Source organism: Clostridium sp. (genome assembly GCF_036781005.1).
Taxonomy (GTDB): Bacteria; Bacillota; Clostridia; order Clostridiales; family Clostridiaceae; genus Clostridium_B.
In genome coordinates, this window is the sequence record NZ_DAIQBT010000003.1 from 1 (window position 1) to 15,327 (window position 15,327).

Consider the following 15,327-nt stretch of genomic DNA (forward strand, 5'->3'; position numbering starts at 1 on the left):
CGCGTGGTTTGGGACCATGAGGTCGCAGGTTCAATCCCTGTCACCCCGACCATTTGATTCTAAGTAGGCTACTTAGTTTTGGTTTACTTATGAAGCAGTTTATGCGGGTGTAACTCAATGGTAGAGTGCTAGCCTTCCAAGCTAGTTATGAGGGTTCGATTCCCTTCACCCGCTCCAGGCGTGCGTCTTTAGCTCAGTTGGATAGAGCAACGGCCTTCTAAGCCGTGTGCCAGGGGTTCGAATCCCTTAAGACGCACCATAGATATGCGCCATTAGCTCAGTTGGTAGAGCATCTGACTCTTAATCAGGTTGCCCGGGGTTCGAGTCCCCGATGGCGTACCAAAATATATGGTGAGCGTAGTTCAGTTGGTAGAGCGCCAGATTGTGGTTCTGGTTGTCGTGGGTTCGAGTCCCATCGCTCACCCCAACTTAATGGGATGTAGCCAAGTGGTAAGGCAGTGGACTTTGACTCCACCATTCGTAGGTTCAAATCCTGCCATCCCAGCCAATGGTTTACTAGCTCAGTTGGTAGAGCACATGACTTTTAATCATGGTGTCCGGGGTTCGATTCCCCGGTAAGCCACCAGTTGGTATCTTAAAAGTACTTAACCTTATATTTGTTTTATATGCAGGTGTGGCGGAATTGGCAGACGCACTAGACTTAGGATCTAGCGCCTTTGGCGTGGGGGTTCGACTCCCTTCACCTGCACCAATTTTATTGATGATAATATTTGTTGATTATAAGTAATTAAAGTAGTGTGGAAAGTATACATTTATATACATTGCGGGAGTGGCTCAGTGGTAGAGCGTCACCTTGCCAAGGTGAACGTCGCGGGTTCGAATCCCGTCTTCCGCTCCAACAATGTGGCGCTATAGCCAAGTGGTAAGGCAGAGGTCTGCAAAACCTTTATCCCCAGTTCAAATCTGGGTGGCGCCTCCAATTATATAATAATGGCTTGAAAATAGCTTATGTGCTTAACTTTTCTTAAGTTAAGCACATAAGCTATTTTCTCTTCTTTATACTAATTCTTCTTCCTCCTCAGATATACAAGGTAAGATTATATTAAAAGTTGTGCCAACATTTAATTTACTTTTTATCTCAATTCTTCCTTTATGCTCTTTGATTATTTGAAAACAGGAACTCAATCCCAACCCTATTCCATTTTTCTTTGTAGTAAAAAATGGAGTTCCAATTTTTTTTATAGTTTTTTCCGATATACCAATGCCATTATCAGTTATTTCCATATATATTTCATTAGTCAATTCATCTATACCTGTTTTAATCTTTAAGACAGGATGCTCTACATTATCCATTGCTTCAATTGCATTCTTGCATATATTTAAAATTACCTGTCTTATTCTCACTTGATCACACATTAAATATCGTTCATCATGGTTAAAATCAAACTCAACATCTATTCCTTTTATTAGCGAAGATGTCTGAAGTAAATTTTTCACCGAGCCCAATAAATCATAGGCTGACACTTCTTCCACTGCAATATTAGCTGGCTTTGCTAGAGTTAAAAAATCAGTTATAATCCTGTTCACCTCATCTGTATCCATCTTAATTCTTTTAGCACATTCCTTTATTTTTACATCCTTTGAGTAAAACTCAATTAATTGACAGGAACCATTTATAGTCGTTAAAAAGTTTCTTGTATCATGAACTATACTAGCTCCCATTTGTCCAAGCAATGCCAATTTTTCTTGGTTTATTAACTTTTCCTGATTATTTTTCAGTTCAGTAACATCCTGCATTACAGATATTATTCCAATTTTCTTATTTTCAACATTATATATAGATGATACCTGTGCAGTTATTTCTTTTTTAACGCCTTTCACTGATACCAATGATGCTTCATAGTGCTCATCACCCAGAGTACCTTCAAAAAAACTACTTACTATTTTTTCATTGTCAAAATTAACCATTTCATTTATTTTACTAATAGATACCCCTACTATATCTTCCTTCTTTAAACCTATGAGATTTTGAAAAGATACATTACAAGCAGTTATAATACCCTTATTATTTAATATCATTGCCGGATATAACATGGAATTTAAAATAGTCTCTGTCTGCAGATTTAAATTTTCAATAGCTTGTTCACCAGCAGCTTCCTTAGATATAAACATGATACCATTTTCTAATTTATGAATATTAACAATAAGTTTAATTAACTCACCTTTTGACGTCTTATATGTTCCCAAAATATTATTTATACTTATGTCTTTTTCTATTAAACTATCTGGAAGTTTACTTTCTTCTTCCTTATCAAATTTTTTAATTTTCTTTAAAATCCTATCCATAGTCAATCCCACTATACTATCTGATTTACATTGAAGCAATTCTTCAAATTTTTATTTGCAAAAGTCAGTTTTAGCTCTCTATCATAGGTATGGATGGCTAATGGAATAACATTTAGTGCATCTTTTAATTCTTTATTAACCTTATCTAACTTTAAGTAAGGGTAATCTATCTCTGTTTCCACTATACCTCTGAATAAACATATATAATATATTACCTTTAAAACATGTCCATAGGTCATTACAAAAGCTGTGAATGTTTTATATGTAGTAAAACAAATTTCTGCAGGTATAAATAACAGTATTGTCATAGCAATATATTTGTATGTAAATGTATCCTTGCAGTTTATTTTCCCCCTTAGATTCCATAAGGAAATAGCTAATATAAATACTATGCTGTACTCAAGTAATATTTTAATACCAGTTACTCCTTCTTTAGTATATAGTATTGGGAAAAGATCCTTATAAAAAAGTATTAAGTACGATATTCCAAGGGAATAAGCAAGAGAACAAGATACACCTATCCATTTATTTATTTTGATTTTAGACAAATTAGTAGTAATAATTAAAAGTAACATTGCTTCAGTAATTCTACTGACAATCCAAAATCTAACTGACAGATCAAGATAATTCCTTGGAAAGAAGCCTAAAGCAGGAAAATAAAAAACATGTAAGACATCAAAAATTGCTATTGACAGAAAACCCAATGCTATAATCTGGTTTTTTACAGGATTACTATAATATCTGCACCATACTACCAGAAAAGAAGTAGCCGCTATAACTATGCATACTAGTTCCATAGATGAATGAAAAATTCCATTATATTGTTTCCACATGGGAAATACAAGATGTGTAACTACATTAGAAAAAATCAAAATAATAATTGACTTGAGTAAAATGATTAGAAACAACTTCTCTTTTAGTTTTTGCAAAATTATTTTAATCATAGTTATTTATCCCCCATTTTATGATATTGTCTTACATGATTATACCACCATATGAACATTGTGGAAATATATATGATTTAGAATAATTATTGGAATATGTTACTTATTTACTCCTATTTTTAATTATGTTATAATTTTAATATAATACTATGATACAAAATTACTGAAAGTAAATATTACCAACCTTTTTAGCATGACCTTTATCTCCAGTTCAAATCTGGATAAGATTTCCTTAAATAAGCAAGTTCCTAAAATAATTTTTAGGAACTTGCTTATTATTAATGCGAATAATTAACAATTAGTAGTTTATTTTATAGAAATTAAAATATATAATATAAATTAATAATATATAGTAAAGTAATTTAATTATATGGATTGGACGTGAAGAATTGAGTATGTTTTTTAAAAATTTCATATCACAAAATGTTAAAGGTATAGAAATATCAGGCATTAGAAAATTTTATAACAAAGTTGCCCTTTACCCGGGCGCCATATCTCTAACTCTGGGTCAACCTGATTTTAATGTACCTGAAAAAATTAAAGCCGCAATGATAAAAGCTATTGAAGAAAATAAAACCACCTATACACAAAATGCAGGTATATTGGAACTTAGAACAGAAATATCCAATTATCTTGGAAATTCAGGCATATCTTACTCTCCAGAAGAAATTTGCATTACTGTAGGAGGCAGCGAAGCCCTTATGGATACTTTCACCTCTCTTATAAATCCTGGAGATAAAGTATTAATACCCACCCCTGCCTATCCTGCTTATGAAAGTTGTGTGAAAATTTTAGGAGGTATGGTAATAAACTATAATCTCAAGGAAGATTTTTCCATAAATTTTGATGAACTGAAAAAAATACTGGAAGATGAAAAACCTAAAATAATAGTTTTATCATATCCTTCCAATCCCACAGGTGCCGTACTATCTGAGGAGGATAATAAAAAACTTTTTAATCTATTGCACAAACAAAATATACTTATTATAAGTGATGAAATGTATTCCTGTCTGTGTTTTGAGGAAAATTACTATTCTATTGCCCAACATGAAAACATAAGAGATAAGATTGTATTAGTAGGTGGTTTTTCTAAGATGTTTTCCATGACAGGACTTAGAGTAGGATATGTATGCGCTCATCCATTCATTATGAATGAGATAATGAAAGTACATCAGTATAACGTCTCCTGTGCTCCTTCTGTGGCTCAATGGGGTGCCTATGAAGGACTTGTAACCTGCATGGAAGATGTAATTTACATGAAAAATGAATTCATAAAAAGAAGAGATTATATTTATCACAAACTAAAATCCATAGGTTTTGATACAAACTTGCCTAAAGGAGCTTTTTACATATTCCCTTCTATAAAAAATTTTTCTGCAAACAGTGAAGAATTTTGTGAAAAACTTTTAAAAGAAACTGGTGTGGCCATTGTTCCAGGCTCTGCTTTTGGTGCCGGCGGAGAAGGATATGCTAGAATATCTTATGCATATAGTATGGATAAACTTAAACTATGTATGGAAAAATTAGATAAATGGGTAAATTCTTTAAAGATAAAGAGTTAAGGGATAACTTTCCCTTAACTCTCTTTACTATCTCCTATCATTTTCCCTCTATTACATCATCCATTGAATAAAGACCTTTTTCTCTGTTTGACATAAACTCACAAGCCTTTAAGGCTCCTACTGCAAAAACTTCCCTTGAAATAGCAGTATGCTTGATTTCTATGGTTTCTCCCTGTCCTGCAAATATAACATCATGTTCTCCTACTATGCTTCCCCCTCTTATGGCATGTATACCTATTTCATTATGAGTTCTCTTTTTAATGCCTTCTCTTCCATTTACAAAATTTAACTTTTCTTCAATAGAATCTTTTATGGTATTTCCAAGAAGCAGTGCTGTTCCACTTGGAGAATCCACTTTTTGATTATGGTGTTTTTCTATTATCTCTATATCAAAATTTTTATATAGAGCTGCACTCATGCTTTTCAATATTTTATTTACCATATTTATACCTATGGACATATTAGCTGATCTGAACATAGGAATGTACTTTGAAGCTTCATTAATTTTTTCAATCTGCTCTTCACTATATCCTGTAGTACACAATATAACTCCTATATTCCTTTCTTTTGCATATTTTAAAATAAAATCTAAAGCTTCAGGCCTTGAAAAATCCAGTATTATATCTCCCTCTATATTACACTTAGTTATGTCGGAAAATACAGGAAATTTAGATTCCATACAATTTTTATCTACTCCAGCCACTATAGCTAAATTAGAATGACCTTCTGCTAAATTGGTTACTACCCTTCCCATTTTTCCATTACATCCACTTAATATGACTCTAATCATTTATAAACTCTCCTTAAAAATTATATCAATATATTTTAAATTTTAGTGATTTTATGCCTTTAATATGAAAGAAATGAATCTTCAATATTAGAATTCAAAAATTAATCTTCTATTTTTATAATAGTCTAAATAAATTAAATTTTACTTTATTTTAAAAGACCATAATTTTTAAGTTCAGTTTTCAAAATTTCTAAATTCGCCTGAGACATATCACAAAGTGGAAGTCTCAGTTTTCCTGCATTCATCCCCAAAATGTTCATGGCAGTTTTTATAGGTATAGGATTTGTCTCTATAAACATAGCTTTAGTCAATGCAAAAGAATCCAATTGTATCTTTAGTGCTTCTTCTATCTTACCCTCTGAAAAAAGTTTACACATATTGTGCATATCCTTTGGAATAATGTTTGCAAGCACTGATATAACACCTATTCCTCCTACTGAAAGTATAGGAATTACCTGATCGTCATTACCTGAATATATATCAATTTTATCTCTGCATAAGGCTTTCATTTGAGCAATCTGACTTATGTCTCCACTGGCTTCTTTGATAGCAACAATATTTTCTATTTCACATAATTCTTTAAGAGTCTTAGGCTGTATATTCATACCAGTCCTTCCTGGAACATTGTATACCACTATAGGAATTTTAACTTCAGAAGCCACTGCCTTGAAATGTTCTACCAGCCCTTTTTGAGTAGTTTTATTATAATATGGAGTGATTACCAAAAGACCATCTACCCCCACACTTTCTGCCCATTTACTCATATCCACAGAAGACTGGGTGCAATTATTACCTGTTCCAGCAATAACAGGGATTCTCTTTTTCACTACGTCTACAGTGAGCTTTATAGCATCTTTTCTCTCCTGTTCTGTCATTGTAGAAGCTTCTCCAGTAGTTCCACAAATTATTATAGCATCTGTACCTGATTCAATATGCCACTCTAACAGTTCTTCAAGTTTTTTTAGGTCAACACCCTTATCATTAAATGGAGTAACTATGGCAACCCCTGAACCTTTAAATAAACTCATAAAAACACCTCATTTTTTATTTTTAAAATATTTGTAAAAATATTTATTCCTTGTATTATTTAATTAAACACTCTGCTATTTGAATCGCATTAGTAGCAGCACCTTTCCTTATATTATCCGCTACAACCCATAAATTTAATCCAGAATCCACGCTAAAATCTCTTCTTATTCTCCCTACATATACTTCATTTTTCCCTGCTGCATCTATAGGCATTGGATACTCTCCATTTTGTACATTATCTTTCAGCACGATTCCTTTACACTCCTTATATAAATTAAATATATCCTCTAGTTCAAAGTCTTTTTTAAGTTCTATATTTATACTCTCACTGTGTCCGTACACTACCGGTACCCTGACCGTAGTGGCAGTGATTTTTAAGGTATCATCGTGCAATATCTTTTTGGTTTCATTTATCATTTTCATCTCTTCTTTTGTATACCCATTTTCTAAAAAGGTATCTATGTGCGGAATTACATTACCTGCTATAGGGAAAGGAAATTTTTTAGGGGGATTCCCTTTGTATCCTTCCATTAAATCGTTATATCCTCCCACTCCGGCACCAGATACAGCCTGATATGTAGAATATATAATTCTCTTTATACCATATTTATCATGAAGGGGTTTAATTGGCACCAAAGCCTGTATTGTAGAACAGTTGGGATTTGCAATTATTCCATTATTCCATTTTATATCTTCTGGATTTACCTCTGGAACAACCAATGGTATATCCTTATCCATTCTCCATGCACTACTGTTATCTACCACTACTGCTCCATATTTTGAAAATACAGGGGCAAATTCAAGACTTGTACTTCCACCTGCTGAAAAAAGAGCAATATCTATTTTCTTATTTTTAATATTATCCTCTTTTAATTCTTCTACCACATAATCTTTGCCACTAAACTTTAATACTTTTCCGTCAGATTTAGCTGATGCATATAAATATAAATTTTTTACGGGGAAATTTCGCTCTTCCAGCACCTCAAGAAATTTTCTCCCTACCATTCCAGTACATCCTACTACTGCTAAATTGCAACTCATGTTAATTCCTCCTAAAAACTTTATATGATGTTATTATAATTAAAACAAATTTAAAACATTTATATCTATATAACATTTTACACTAAACTCTTGAAATATGTTAATAAAAATAAATATTATTTAGAATAAAAAATAACACATATTCAATATAGTTTCTGCAATATATGTCATATAATATTCATATGTGTTTATCCATTGAAAGAAAATAATCTAAAATCTTTCATAGGCCTCTTCACTTATTATGTATAAATATCACTTTTGAGGTAAAAATAATTTATAGTAAAAGTGGGGGAGGATATAAAAATGGCAAAAACACCGCTTAAAAAAATTATAAAGGCTAAACTAAAATCAAACAAAGAGCTTAGTAAAATAGAACAGTTAAGAGAGCAATTAAAATATGAAATAGCAGAAGAATTAGGTTTAAAAGAAAAAATTGACACCTATGGCTGGAGTGGCTTAACTGCTGAAGAAACCGGAAGAATTGGCGGTATAATGACAAAAAAGAAAAAAGAACTCAATATACCAAAAAATGAAATTCTGTTAAACAATAAAGATAAATTCAAAGATTTATAGTAAAAAATATTACCTTATATTAAAATATATACTATAATAATATTCATATGAAAAAACTAATCCGTTAAAATTTTTATGTAAAAAACACCTTAAAAGAAAGGAGTAAAACCTATCTCACAGGTTTTCCATAAAACATAAATGAAATGTTATGAAAAATTTGCCCATATATATGATGATTTAATAAATACCGATATAAATTATGACTTATGGTGTAAAAAAATTATAAGCTTATGCAGGGAATTAAATATATCCCAAAAAAGTTACCTTGATTTAGCCTGTGGAACAGGTAACTTGACGGAAAAATTAGCATTATATTTCCAAATTGCATGGGGTGTGGATCTATCACAGGAAATGCTTACAGAAGCAGAGAAAAAATTAAGAAGCAAAGGATTGAAGGTAAATTTAATACATCAGGACATAAGCGAGCTTAGACTAAATAAAAAATTTAATCTTATAACCTGCTGTCTTGATTCCACAAATTACATACTAGATGAATTAAAGCTTAAAAATTACTTTAAAAATATATTCAATCATTTGGACTCCAATGGAATATTCATATTTGATATAAATTCCCATTATAAAATTACTAACATATTGGGAAACAACACTTACACTTATGATAGTGAAGATATAACTTATATATGGAATAACTTTCTAGAAAATGAAATTGTGGACATGTATCTTACTTTTTTTATAAAGGATGGAGAATTATACAGGCGATTTGATGAGCACCATAGGGAAAGGGCCTATACCTGCAATTATATAGAAAAAATTCTTACAGATTGTAATTTACACATTGCAGCCAAATTAGACAATTACCAGGATAAACCCATTAGTTCTACTTCTTTAAGAATAGTCTATGTGGTAAAAAAACATATATAGCCATACTTTTTTAATTACTAAGGAGGTGAAAAATGGCAATTTATTCTTCATCTATAGAAAGAGGAGGCATATTTGCCATAAATTAATGAAATATAAAACACAAGATAAGCTGATACGAGCTACAGCTAAGGATGACAATATTAGGATAATAGCAGCTTCAACCACAAATTTAGTAAATGAAGCTGTTAGAATTCACAAATGTGCTCCTACTGCAGCTGCTGCTTTTGGAAGAATGCTTACTGCAGGCAGTATTATGGGAGCAATGCTAAAATCTTCCCAAGATAGTTTGACTGTAAAAATATCAGGAAATGGTATAGCTGGAGGTATACTTGTAACTTCCTATGCTGACGGCCATGTAAAAGGATATATTGGAAATCCTTCTGCAGATTTACCTCCAAATGACAAGGGTAAGTTAGATGTAGGGGGAATCATAGGTACAGAAGGCAATCTAACCATAATACGAGATATGGGACTGAAAGAGCCTTATTCCAGTCAAATTCCTATACAAACTGGAGAAATAGGAGATGACCTAGCCTATTACTTTACAGTTTCAGAACAAACTCCTTCTGCAGTGGCTCTTGGAGTCTTAGTAGATACAGACTTAACCATCAAGGGTTCTGGAGGTTTTATAATTCAAATGCTTCCAGGTGTTGACAACCTATTATCAGATTTAGTGACCTACAGGCTACAGGAACTGCCTTCCATATCCCACATGATAGGGGATGGATTAACTATAGTTGAGATATTAAACACCCTGTTTGAAGATATTGATTTAAAAATACTGGATACATTGAACCCTATTTATAAATGTGATTGTTCCAGAGAAAGAGTGGAAAAAGCGCTTATAAGTATAGGTATAAAAGACCTAGAAGAAATTTATAAAGATAATAAATCTGAAGAATTAAAATGCAGATTTTGTAATAAATCCTATAAATTTACCCCTTATGAAATAGGAAATCTTCTTAAAATTTTGAAAGAAACCTAATCCATTATATTTTTATAGATTAAAAAATATTTATATGTTATAATTTGCTTAAAAAAGTAGAAATACACTAATCCCCGGAAAAACTCAATAGATTAAAAAATGAAAGGATGATTAACTTATGGAAACAAAATATGATCTTACAGATCCTTACCAGATAGCTAAATACATAAAAGAAGCAAAGAAGTCCACTCCCCTTAAAGTTTACCTCCAAGGTAATATATCAAGCTGTAACCTTGAAAATATAGAATGTTACGGCAGTAATAATTTTTATGTTCTTTTTGGAGAAAATACGGATATATGCAAATTTTTAGATGAAAACAAAAATAAAATTGAACAATTCAGAATAGAACAGGATAGACGAAATTCAGCTATTCCTCTCATAGATTTAATAAACATAGATGCCAGAATAGAACCGGGTGCTATAATACGTGATAAAGTAAAAATAGACAAAAATGCGGTCATTATGATGGGAGCAGTAATAAACATAGGTGCAGAAATAGGCGAAGGTACCATGATAGATATGAATGCAGTAGTAGGTGCCAGAGGAAAGTTAGGGAAAAATGTTCATCTAGGTGCAGGTGCCGTGGTAGCAGGAGTTCTTGAACCTCCTAGCAAGTCCCCTTGCGAAATAGGCGATAATGTACTTATAGGTGCCAATTCGGTTATTCTAGAGGGAGTAAAAATTGGAAAAGGTTCCGTAATTGCAGCAGGCTCAATAGTAATAGAAGATGTACCAGAAGGAGTTGTGGCTGGAGGTACTCCTGCAAGAATATTAAAATCTGTAGATGATATGACAAAAGATAAAACTAAAATTTTAGCAGACCTGAGAAAATAAAATATTTTAAGGGGATGAAATCTTCATCCCCTTAAAATACTACTTAAGCAAATTTTAACATATACGTTTATCTTCTATATCTTCATTTAAACATTCTTTCCCTTCCCCACTCTTTTCATAACTTTCCTCATCTTCATGAGAAAAACTTGCTTTTTCTTCTAATGTTTCATGATCTTTATCCTTATTTACCTTTTCCATTTTAGATATAGAAACTTCATAGGCTATTTTTTTTATAGTTTCTGTATCGGATATCTTTTTCTGATACTCCCTGCTTTGCAATCTTCCCCATATTCTTATATTGTCACTAACTTTTAAGGACTTACAGAATCTGGAATTTCTTCCCCAGGCAATAGTAGGTATGTAATCAGACTTATTATAGGCTCTATTTACGGCTAATAACATATCTGAAATTTCCCTGCCAAAGGGAGTTGTCCTATAAACCGGTTCTTTACATATGAATCCATCAAGAAAAATTTGATTTGGGTTTTTACTTTTTTCAACACACAACTCTACATTTCTGGCAAATACAGTTAGTATCAATCTATTTCCTCCATCTACAAATTTATTGTAGGATCTCAATTGTCCTTCCACTATAATTTCTGTACCTATTTTTATATCCATTCCTCCCATAAGTCTCTCTGAAATAGTGATAAATAATATATCCCTGCTTTCACTTAATCTTGGAACCTCAATATTAAAAGTATAAAAACCTTCCCCATACATTTCATGACTGAACTGCAGTTCCGAAATCACCTTACCTTCAAGATAAATCTTATTATTTAACATTAAATTGTCCATCATAAACCCCTCTCTCCCTTAGTTTTAAATATATCATTACCATATAAGTATTCATAAAAAAACAAAAATATACTTCAAATGTTTAAATTTAAACATTTAGTATTCTATTTTTTAATAAGGCATTGTCACAAGAGCCTTCCATAAGTGCCATGGTTATGGCTATCATAGAAGCATAAAGTTCTTCTATATCCTTTAAAACAATATTTATTGGAATTTCCTGTGCCTCTACAACCTTTCCTCTACACATAATATCCCTTTGAAGACAATATACAAAACCACTACTATAATTCAAACTGGATATAGTAACTGTATTTTTACTTCCCAATCCATAAGTTACAATATATCCAAATATATCCAAATTACTTTTTTGTCCATTTATCAGATCCATATTTACAAAACAATATTCGCTGTTTAAAATCTTGAACTCTTCATTTATAGAATTTAAAACTATATAGTCTGCCTTTTTGGCATCTTCATCATTTATAAAGATATTATAGCTTATGTTAATTTTATCAAATAGGTTCATTAAATAAGTTGTGAATTTGCAGCTACTTCCTATAATTTTTACAGATTTCATATTTATTGCCTCCTGTCAAAATATATACTGGTTTAAAATTATTTTAAACAGGATATACTTTTTTATACTCAAGTATGGGAAAATACATGCCCTATAAACATTAGAAACCTGCTTCACTTAGTACTCTATATTCATTAATTTTCCTCATTGCCATTATAATACATATTTATTCTATTTTTCAATAACAGTTATAATATAAATCAGTTATTTACTTATTTGTCTCCCTTCATTATCTAATCTATAGTTCTCTTTATAGATTAACTCTCCCACCTTCACAAATTTATATCCTTCTTCACTTAATTTTTTTATTATCTTAGGCAAATTTTCCGGGGTATACTTAGCTGTATTGTGAAATAACATTATAGAACCGGGCTTTATATTTTTTATTACTCTGTTATATTCAATATCCGCCCCCTGCTCTTTCCAATCAATACTGTCCACATCCCATTGAATACAATAATATCCCGATTTTTCTACAGTATTTATTACCTTGTCATTATATGCTCCTTCGGGACATCTGAACAACTTTGTTCCAGAAGTAGTAATATTTCTTATCTTTGCTTCATTTATATTTATATCCTCTACAATTTTTTCTTCTGATATTTTAGTCATATTGGGATGCCTGTTAGAATGATTCCCTATTTCATGTCCTTTTTCATGTATCTGTTTTAATTTATCAGGATTTCTGTCTATCCAATCACCTACTATGAAAAATGTAGCCTTAATGTTATACTTATCAAGTACATTTAGTATTTCTTCAATATATTCATCTCCTAAACTCACATCAAAAGTCATAGCAACCTTTTTTTCTTTTGTATCAACACAATAGATAGGAAGCCTTCTGTCTGTATTTATAAATGTTTCCTTGTATCTGTAATTTGTAAATACAGATATTAATGCCGCTGCAAGTAGCAAGAAAGTTATCATAGATATCTTTTTTATCAATCTTATTTTCAATTTTATCCTCCCATATATATTTATTTTCATAATTTTATATAGTATTCTATATTAATAAATATTACAGGAATATAAAAATTTATTATGCAACATATTAATTATGTTGAAATACTTTATGTTATAATATATATAATTATAGTATTTCGAATTTATATGGAGAGGATTTTATAATGTTTGAAGATACTTTGGAATTAGCAGAAAATAAATTATTATTACTTTATATATTTAAAAAAATCAAGTCCCCTATTTCAGATAATGCCATAACTGAAATTATATTAGAGAATGATTTTATAAATTATTTCACTATGAAACAATATTTAAACGAACTTTTGTCTTCTAATTTTATTACCCAGATAGATAAAACTAGTAATCACAATCTAGTAATTACCGAAAAGGGTTTGAAAGTATTATGTTTATTTAAAAACAGAATTGCAAAAGATAAACTGGACATCATAGATCACTACTTAAATAAACAAAGGAAAGACATAAAAGAACACCTTTCAATAAATACTGATATTTTAAAAGACAAAAATAATTTTATTGTAGATTTAAAAATATCCGAAAATGATTCTATATTAATGGAAATAAAATTAAATGTAGATTCTGATAAAAAGGCAACACAGCTATGTGAAAAATGGGAAAAAAATTTTTCAGAACTTTATCAGAAAATTGTGGAATCTCTTATGGAAAATTAAAAATTTTAATTTACAATCATACCTGTAGGCTCTCCTCCTATAGGTATATATTCTTTACTTTCACTTTCTATATTCAATTTTATAAGTAAATTATTATAGTTATCCCCTACATATAAGTTATCCTTATACTTTATTATATTTCTTGGCATACCTCCTACAATTATTCTCTTTTTCTCCTTATAGTTATTTATATCTAAAATACTTATAGTTCCATCACCAAAATTAGATACGAAACCATATCTGCTATTACAATATATATCTATAGGGGAATTTCCTACAATAACTCTATTTATGATTTTATAGTTTTTTAAAGACAGTATGGCTATACTTCCTTTAAATTCTGATCCTATATTGCTTTCACATATCAAAACATGCTTTCCATCCACCGTAAACACAGCCTTAGTAGGGTAGCAACCCACCCTTACATTTTTTATATATTCTCTATTTTCACAATCTATCAAAGTTATACTGTCATCTTTCATATTGGCCACTAATAGTAACTTTCTTTCTTTATTTAAAGATATACTGTAGGGAAGACTTCCACAGGGTATGCGTTCAACTACCCTTTTTAACTTTAAATCAAATATGAGTACACTATTTAAATCTCCACATATTATATAGACATTACTACCATAAACTACTGCATCATTGCAGCATTCTCCTATATAATAACTTTCTTCTTGAACTTCATTTTTCTTATCTATTATAGTTATGGCATTATTATATCTATTTGCTGTTATAATCTTATTATCATCCATACATATTCCTTGAGGTCCAACCCTATAAATTATATCATCAGATTTTAAGTGTATTTTCTTTTCTTCATGAAAATTATCCAAATTAACCTTGGATACAAAATCAGAAGAAGTGCTGCACACATAAAGATATCCCAATACCATCACCCCCCTACAAATATAATATGAGTATGTATTAAAATGGGTAATAACTATACTAAATTATTTTCTTGTATAAGTAATTTGTATTATATATAATTATTTTATAAATTTATTTTGTAGAATAAGGTGATGAAATGTACAGTTATATAACAAAAGGAGTATGTTCAAAACAAATAAATTTTGATATATCCCATAATAAAGTTAAAAATGTGAGTTTCATAGGTGGATGTAACGGTAACCTTCAAGGAATATCCCGATTAGTTGAGGGTATGGATTTAAATGAAGCCATAAAAAAACTTGAAGGTATTTCCTGTAATGGAAAGGCTACCTCCTGTCCAGATCAACTGGCAACTGCACTTAAGGAATTTGCTGTAAAAAATTAAAACATGAAAATAAAAAATGAGAACATATTTTAAAATATATTCTCATTTTTTTATGAAATCCTTTATTTATATG

General features: G+C 30.7%; 16 protein-coding genes and 9 tRNA genes. 16 read left to right on the forward strand and 9 right to left on the reverse strand.

Going from position 1 to position 15,327, the window contains the following annotated elements:
• Positions 1 to 103: 103 nt before the first annotated feature.
• From V7Q02_RS01500 to V7Q02_RS01540, 9 genes are all read left to right on the forward strand, one after another.
• Positions 104 to 177: transfer RNA gene (locus V7Q02_RS01500), tRNA-Gly, on the forward strand.
• Between the two features lie 5 nt (positions 178 to 182).
• A tRNA-Arg gene (locus V7Q02_RS01505) sits at positions 183 to 259 on the forward strand.
• A gap of 7 nt (positions 260 to 266) precedes the next feature.
• Positions 267 to 342 (forward strand) — tRNA-Lys (locus V7Q02_RS01510).
• Positions 343 to 351: 9 nt separating this feature from the next.
• Positions 352 to 427: transfer RNA gene (locus tag V7Q02_RS01515), tRNA-His, on the forward strand.
• Between the two features lie 6 nt (positions 428 to 433).
• Positions 434 to 508: transfer RNA gene (locus tag V7Q02_RS01520), tRNA-Gln, on the forward strand.
• Positions 509 to 510: 2 nt separating this feature from the next.
• Positions 511 to 586 (forward strand) — tRNA-Lys (locus V7Q02_RS01525).
• 42 nt (positions 587 to 628) lie between these two features.
• Positions 629 to 712 (forward strand) — tRNA-Leu (locus tag V7Q02_RS01530).
• A gap of 72 nt (positions 713 to 784) precedes the next feature.
• Positions 785 to 859, forward strand: a tRNA-Gly gene (locus tag V7Q02_RS01535).
• Between the two features lie 7 nt (positions 860 to 866).
• Positions 867 to 940, forward strand: a tRNA-Cys gene (locus tag V7Q02_RS01540).
• A gap of 77 nt (positions 941 to 1,017) precedes the next feature.
• On the opposite strand, the gene V7Q02_RS01545 is transcribed toward V7Q02_RS01540, so the two are convergent.
• Together V7Q02_RS01545 and V7Q02_RS01550 are read right to left on the reverse strand one after the other, a co-directional pair.
• Positions 1,018 to 2,307: a two-component system sensor histidine kinase NtrB gene (locus V7Q02_RS01545; RefSeq protein WP_333859196.1), complete on the reverse strand. Its 1,290-nt coding sequence runs from the start codon at positions 2,305 to 2,307 to the stop codon at positions 1,018 to 1,020.
• Positions 2,308 to 2,318: 11 nt separating this feature from the next.
• On the reverse strand, positions 2,319 to 3,251 hold the full coding sequence (locus V7Q02_RS01550) for an MASE3 domain-containing protein (RefSeq protein WP_333859197.1): 933 nt from the start codon (positions 3,249 to 3,251) through the stop codon (positions 2,319 to 2,321).
• A 395-nt stretch (positions 3,252 to 3,646) separates the two neighbouring features.
• Between V7Q02_RS01550 and V7Q02_RS01555 the strand changes: the two genes are divergently transcribed.
• A complete protein-coding gene (locus tag V7Q02_RS01555) occupies positions 3,647 to 4,813 on the forward strand; it encodes a pyridoxal phosphate-dependent aminotransferase (RefSeq protein ID WP_333859199.1) in 1,167 nt (388 codons plus the stop codon).
• 37 nt (positions 4,814 to 4,850) lie between these two features.
• On the opposite strand, the gene dapB is transcribed toward V7Q02_RS01555, so the two are convergent.
• The 3 genes from dapB to V7Q02_RS01570 form a co-directional block, all read right to left on the reverse strand.
• Positions 4,851 to 5,603 (reverse strand): 4-hydroxy-tetrahydrodipicolinate reductase, encoded by a 753-nt coding sequence (gene dapB, locus V7Q02_RS01560; protein WP_333859200.1) that lies wholly within the window; start codon positions 5,601 to 5,603, stop codon positions 4,851 to 4,853.
• A 146-nt stretch (positions 5,604 to 5,749) separates the two neighbouring features.
• Positions 5,750 to 6,631 carry a 4-hydroxy-tetrahydrodipicolinate synthase gene (gene dapA, locus V7Q02_RS01565; protein ID WP_333859201.1) on the reverse strand — a complete coding sequence of 294 codons (882 nt, stop codon included), beginning with the start codon at positions 6,629 to 6,631 and terminating at the stop codon, positions 5,750 to 5,752.
• Positions 6,632 to 6,686: 55 nt separating this feature from the next.
• Positions 6,687 to 7,673 (reverse strand): aspartate-semialdehyde dehydrogenase, encoded by a 987-nt coding sequence (locus tag V7Q02_RS01570; protein WP_333859202.1) that lies wholly within the window; start codon positions 7,671 to 7,673, stop codon positions 6,687 to 6,689.
• Positions 7,674 to 7,976: 303 nt separating this feature from the next.
• Here V7Q02_RS01570 and V7Q02_RS01575 point away from each other — a divergent pair, with 303 nt between their 5' ends.
• The 4 genes from V7Q02_RS01575 (at position 7,977) to dapD (ending at position 10,948) form a co-directional block, all read left to right on the forward strand.
• Entirely contained in the window at positions 7,977 to 8,246 is a 270-nt protein-coding gene (locus tag V7Q02_RS01575) for a small, acid-soluble spore protein, alpha/beta type (RefSeq protein ID WP_333859203.1), read from the forward strand.
• A 138-nt stretch (positions 8,247 to 8,384) separates the two neighbouring features.
• Positions 8,385 to 9,128, forward strand: a complete 744-nt coding sequence (locus tag V7Q02_RS01580; RefSeq protein ID WP_333859204.1) for a class I SAM-dependent DNA methyltransferase — start codon at positions 8,385 to 8,387, stop codon at positions 9,126 to 9,128.
• An 85-nt stretch (positions 9,129 to 9,213) separates the two neighbouring features.
• Positions 9,214 to 10,113: an Hsp33 family molecular chaperone HslO gene (hslO, locus tag V7Q02_RS01585; RefSeq protein WP_333859205.1), complete on the forward strand. Its 900-nt coding sequence runs from the start codon at positions 9,214 to 9,216 to the stop codon at positions 10,111 to 10,113.
• Between the two features lie 118 nt (positions 10,114 to 10,231).
• The gene (gene dapD, locus V7Q02_RS01590) at positions 10,232 to 10,948 is read left to right on the forward strand and encodes a 2,3,4,5-tetrahydropyridine-2,6-dicarboxylate N-acetyltransferase (protein WP_333859206.1); all 717 of its coding nucleotides are present in this window, start codon (positions 10,232 to 10,234) and stop codon (positions 10,946 to 10,948) included.
• Positions 10,949 to 11,002: 54 nt separating this feature from the next.
• Here the strand turns inward: dapD and V7Q02_RS01595 are convergent, their stop codons facing one another.
• The 3 genes from V7Q02_RS01595 to pdaB all read right to left on the reverse strand — a co-directional run bounded on the left by V7Q02_RS01595 (position 11,003) and on the right by pdaB (position 13,280).
• Positions 11,003 to 11,746, reverse strand: a complete 744-nt coding sequence (locus V7Q02_RS01595; protein ID WP_333859329.1) for a single-stranded DNA-binding protein — start codon at positions 11,744 to 11,746, stop codon at positions 11,003 to 11,005.
• Between the two features lie 88 nt (positions 11,747 to 11,834).
• Positions 11,835 to 12,323 (reverse strand): hypothetical protein, encoded by a 489-nt coding sequence (locus tag V7Q02_RS01600; RefSeq protein WP_333859207.1) that lies wholly within the window; start codon positions 12,321 to 12,323, stop codon positions 11,835 to 11,837.
• Between the two features lie 204 nt (positions 12,324 to 12,527).
• Entirely contained in the window at positions 12,528 to 13,280 is a 753-nt protein-coding gene (pdaB, locus tag V7Q02_RS01605; RefSeq protein WP_373844632.1) for a polysaccharide deacetylase family sporulation protein PdaB, read from the reverse strand.
• 170 nt (positions 13,281 to 13,450) lie between these two features.
• Between pdaB and V7Q02_RS01610 the strand changes: the two genes are divergently transcribed.
• Entirely contained in the window at positions 13,451 to 13,975 is a 525-nt protein-coding gene (locus tag V7Q02_RS01610) for a DUF4364 family protein (protein WP_333859208.1), read from the forward strand.
• Positions 13,976 to 13,980: 5 nt separating this feature from the next.
• Here V7Q02_RS01610 and V7Q02_RS01615 read toward each other — a convergent pair whose 3' ends face one another.
• Entirely contained in the window at positions 13,981 to 14,874 is an 894-nt protein-coding gene (locus V7Q02_RS01615) for a YncE family protein (protein ID WP_373844633.1), read from the reverse strand.
• A gap of 131 nt (positions 14,875 to 15,005) precedes the next feature.
• Between V7Q02_RS01615 and V7Q02_RS01620 the strand changes: the two genes are divergently transcribed.
• Entirely contained in the window at positions 15,006 to 15,254 is a 249-nt protein-coding gene (locus tag V7Q02_RS01620; RefSeq protein WP_333859210.1) for a TIGR03905 family TSCPD domain-containing protein, read from the forward strand.
• The last annotated feature ends 73 nt before the right edge of the window (positions 15,255 to 15,327 follow it).